Here is a 3,908-nt window from a genome sequence, read left to right on the forward strand (position 1 = left end):
CTTTTTCTCTTTTTGATTGATGCAGACGCGCCCTATCGGCATTTTCGCAGCTCGCACGATGTCTGCGATCTCGTCGGTGTCGCGCTTAGCGAAGCGCTCGGCGAAATCCATCGCGCCTATACGCTCCTGCACGGCCTCGGCTAAAGCTAGCGATACTTCGAATTTGCCCAGGCTAAGCTCCAAAAATATGTATGCGCCGCGCAGCTCCTGCTCCGGCACCGCCTCAAGCGGCGGTCTGCCCTCAAGCGTGAACGCGCCGCCGTAGAGCTTGCGCGGAACCTCGTGCTGCACGCCCTTTGCGACCTCAAGCATCAAATTTATCTCGGAAAGCTTCGGTTCTGCAAGCTCATCTGCGCGCACGAAGGCGAAAATCCCCGCTTCATCCCAAAAATAGCGGCTTTTGCCCTCCCCGTCATCGATCACGCGCGGCTGGCCCAAGGCTTCGTTAAATTTAGCCAGATCAAACCCGCAGTTTACGCCACCGATGAAAATGCCGTCCGCACGTACGTCGACGTCAAAATTTTGCTTTTTAAAAATGTCAAACAGTCCCATTTCGCCTCTCCTGATTTTTTGCTCTAAATTTCATCTTAAAATTTTTCCAAAAACCCGTAAAAATCGTCCGCAAAAAGCCTATCCTCACTCTGCGCGTAGTCGCGTACATAGACCTTGTATTCGCACGGCGCGTCGTCTACCCGCTCGCTTGCTATCTCTTTCGTCGCTCCACTTGCCGCCTCACTTGTTGTCGCGCACGCTTCGCCGTCCGATGCTCTATTTTCCGCACCGTCGGATACCGTCGCGATGACCGTATCGCGCACCGTCTCGCTCGCAGCTTTGCCGCTCGTACTCCCGCCGTCTTGCCGTGCGCCGTGTTGGGTGAGCCGTCCGCTATGCCGCTTGCGGGCGAAATTTTAAAATAATACTCCTCGTCCTCGAGCTGCAAAAATACGAGCTCATCCGCGGCGAATAGGTCGTTTTTGAGATTTATCTTATACGTGTAGCAGATGCCCTCATCGGCACTATCCGCAAACTCGGGCGGCGCGATCGTTTTTAGCTCCGTCCCCGCCGCGCTGACGTTAGCATATCTTAGCAGCATCCGCTTATAGCTCACAGGCAGCGCAAAACCAAGCCGCCGCTGCGCCTGCGCGATCCACGCGGGCTCTATGTCGCTGCGCCCCGCGGCCGTGATATTTTTAGATTTTTGAATAAGCTTTTCTATCATTTTGATCTCATTTTGAGCGAGAAATTTTAACGCCTTAGCGCACCAAGACACGCTGTTTACACAACCCCGCGGGCATTTAGCGCGGCTTTGAAAATCTAAATTTAAAAACACGCGCGGCCTCAAAACCAAAGCGAGCCGTTTAAATTTCGAGCGGCCCGCGTCTAAATTTTAACCGCAAACGCGCACTGGCAGAGTTCTAGCGATCTAAATTGAGCACTAAGCCCTAGCCAGCGCTATTACTTCGATCTCCACAAGCGCGCCCTTGGGGAGCTTGGCGACCTGTACCGTGCTGCGAGCGGGCTTGTGCTCGCCGAACGCCGCAGCGTATATCTCATTCACCGCGGCAAAATCGCCCATATCGGCCAGGAAAATCGTAGTTTTGACGGCATCTTGCAGCGTCGCGCCCGCTTCTTTCAGGATCACGGCGAGGTTTTGCAAAACCTGCCTGCTCTGCGCCTCCACGCCGCCCGCGACGAACTCGCCGTCCGGCTTAAGCGCGATCTGCCCCGAGGTAAAGATGAGCCCGCCCGCCTTGATCGCCTGGGAGTACGGTCCGATGGCCTGCGCCGCATCGGGAGTCGAGATAATCTGCATAGAAAAATCCTTTGTAAAAAATTTCGCCCATTTTATCGCAAAATATTTTAGCATTGCTTTAGGCGGCGGAATTTCGCGGACGAGCGGGCGTGGATGCTGTGGGTACGATAAAATTTAATTGACGCGAGAGATTGGCTAAATTTCGACGGGCGAGGCAAAACAGATACGCGGCAATGTGACAAATTAAATGGCATGGATAGACAATCGCCTACGATATCAGAGTGAAACGGCAGGCGCAGCGGTGCGGTTAAATTTATCGCGCAAATACAGCTAGCAATATGGCGGGAGGTAGTTAGCGCGAAATGGCGAGCCGTGACGGCGAAACGACAAAATTCAAAATAGCTGACGGGTGCAGAAAACGGCGCGTGAAAGTGCGGCTAAATTTAATCGCTGCGAGTAGATTTGGTAGCACATACGGCAGCGCGATAAAACGATCTACAAAGTAGTATTTTAAAATTTTGCTGACGTAAGCGTATGAAATTTTATAAGTACCGGCGCGATAATGCCGCGTGCTCGGCAATACGACGACTCTATTGACGGCACCGAATGAATGCATGGCGATACGACGAAATAGATACGGACAGTACGGCTAAATTTAACCGATGCGGATGGACGAAACTTCATCAGCATCGTTGCGGCAGCAAATCAAATCCCTGCACCATCAAGATCGCAATGTCGCGACAGCAAAACCGAGCCCGCCCATGGTAGTGATACGGGTGACGGGGCGGTAAAAGCAGCGCCAAAATCGCCACCATCGTAGCAGAAAGAACAGCGCCGTCATAAAAAAATCAGTGCGACACCGCGCAACGCAATTAAAATCCTCGCAGTAGTAAGCGCGGCAACGAAGTTGTCGATGTAGCGGAGCAAAATCGACGATATCGAAATAATAAAATCAAAGACCTCGCGACAAGCGAGGCTTTCGACGTAACGGCAACAGAATCAACATTGCAGCAGCGGGAAATTAGCGTAGTCGTGACAAGATCAGCGCGAAGCTACGATATAATCGACGCTGCAGTAGTAAATTGGCAGTGTCGCAGTAAATTTGGTGCGACACTGCGGCAAAATCGACGTCGCAGCAGTAAACTAAGCACCATCGAGGCGGCAAGATCGGCGCTGTCGCGGTAGCAAAGTCGGCTCCGTCGCAGTGCAATCTGTGTAATGCTACGGCAAGATCGACGCTGTCGTAGCGTATCAACGAGAGCTCATAAAATTTTACGTGAAATTTTATACGAAATCCTGTATAAAATTCTATGATTTTGGCTTTAGATTAGCCTGCGATCGGCCCTCAACCAGTCTGCAATCAACTTGCGATCAGCCCTCAACCAGTCTGTAATTAATTTACAATCAGTCCGTAAAGTAGCTTTAAAATCGTAGCGGCAACGACGAACAGAAGCATCTTGCGCACGAATTTTACGTCGCATCGCATCACGAGGCTTGAGCCCGCGAAGCTGCCCGCGATCTGTCCGACCGCCATCACCGCTCCGACGAGCCATAAAATCTGCCCGCCGATGATAAAAACGCCCAAAGAGACGATGTTTGAGGTGAAATTTAAAACTTTCGTGTGTGCGACCGCCTTTTTCATATAAAGCCCTAAAATTCCCACGAGTGCAAACGTCCAAAACGAGCCCGTACCAGGGCCGAAAAATCCGTCGTAAAACCCTAAAACAAGCCCGAAAATCGCGTAAAAGCTCTTTTTTGATATCTTGGGTTTGGCGGGCGCTTCACCTAGGTTCGGCGAAAAAATCATATAAAAGAAAAGCGCCAGCAGCAGGATCGGAATGAGATAGTTTAGGAATTTCGCATCGATTAGAAGCAGGACATAAGCGCCGACGAGTCCGCCTACGAACGTAAAAATCACGCCGCGCAAGATCTCCGCTGCATCGACATAGCCCTTGCGGATGAAATTTAAAGCGGCGGTGAAGCTTCCGAAGCTGCCTTGAAATCTATTTGTGGCGATCGCTACATGCGGCGGAACGCCCACGGCAAGCAGCGCAGGCAGCGATATCAGCCCGCCGCCGCCTGCGATCGAGTCTATAAATCCGCCGAAAAACGCCGCCGCAAAAAGCACCGCGAACTGCCAAAGCTCAAGCTCCAT

At 51.8% G+C, this 3,908-nt stretch carries 3 protein-coding genes and 1 pseudogene; all 4 read right to left on the bottom strand.

The window, feature by feature from the left end:
• Window positions 1-552, bottom strand: a pseudogene (locus Q0238_RS05015) (hypothetical protein); the annotation flags it as partial.
• A gap of 151 nt (window positions 553-703) precedes the next feature.
• Complete coding sequence (locus Q0238_RS05020) at window positions 704-1,219, bottom strand: hypothetical protein (protein ID WP_297943485.1); 516 nt, start codon at window positions 1,217-1,219, stop codon at window positions 704-706.
• A 216-nt stretch (window positions 1,220-1,435) separates the two neighbouring features.
• Window positions 1,436-1,813 (bottom strand): RidA family protein, encoded by a 378-nt coding sequence (locus Q0238_RS05025; RefSeq protein WP_297943488.1) that lies wholly within the window; start codon window positions 1,811-1,813, stop codon window positions 1,436-1,438.
• A 1,333-nt stretch (window positions 1,814-3,146) separates the two neighbouring features.
• A partial coding sequence (locus Q0238_RS05030) for a TSUP family transporter (RefSeq protein WP_297943491.1) occupies window positions 3,147-3,908 on the bottom strand: 762 nt, incomplete at its 5' end.

Origin of the sequence: uncultured Campylobacter sp. (genome assembly GCF_938045775.1) — a bacterium.
GTDB lineage: Bacteria > Campylobacterota > Campylobacteria > Campylobacterales > Campylobacteraceae > Campylobacter_B.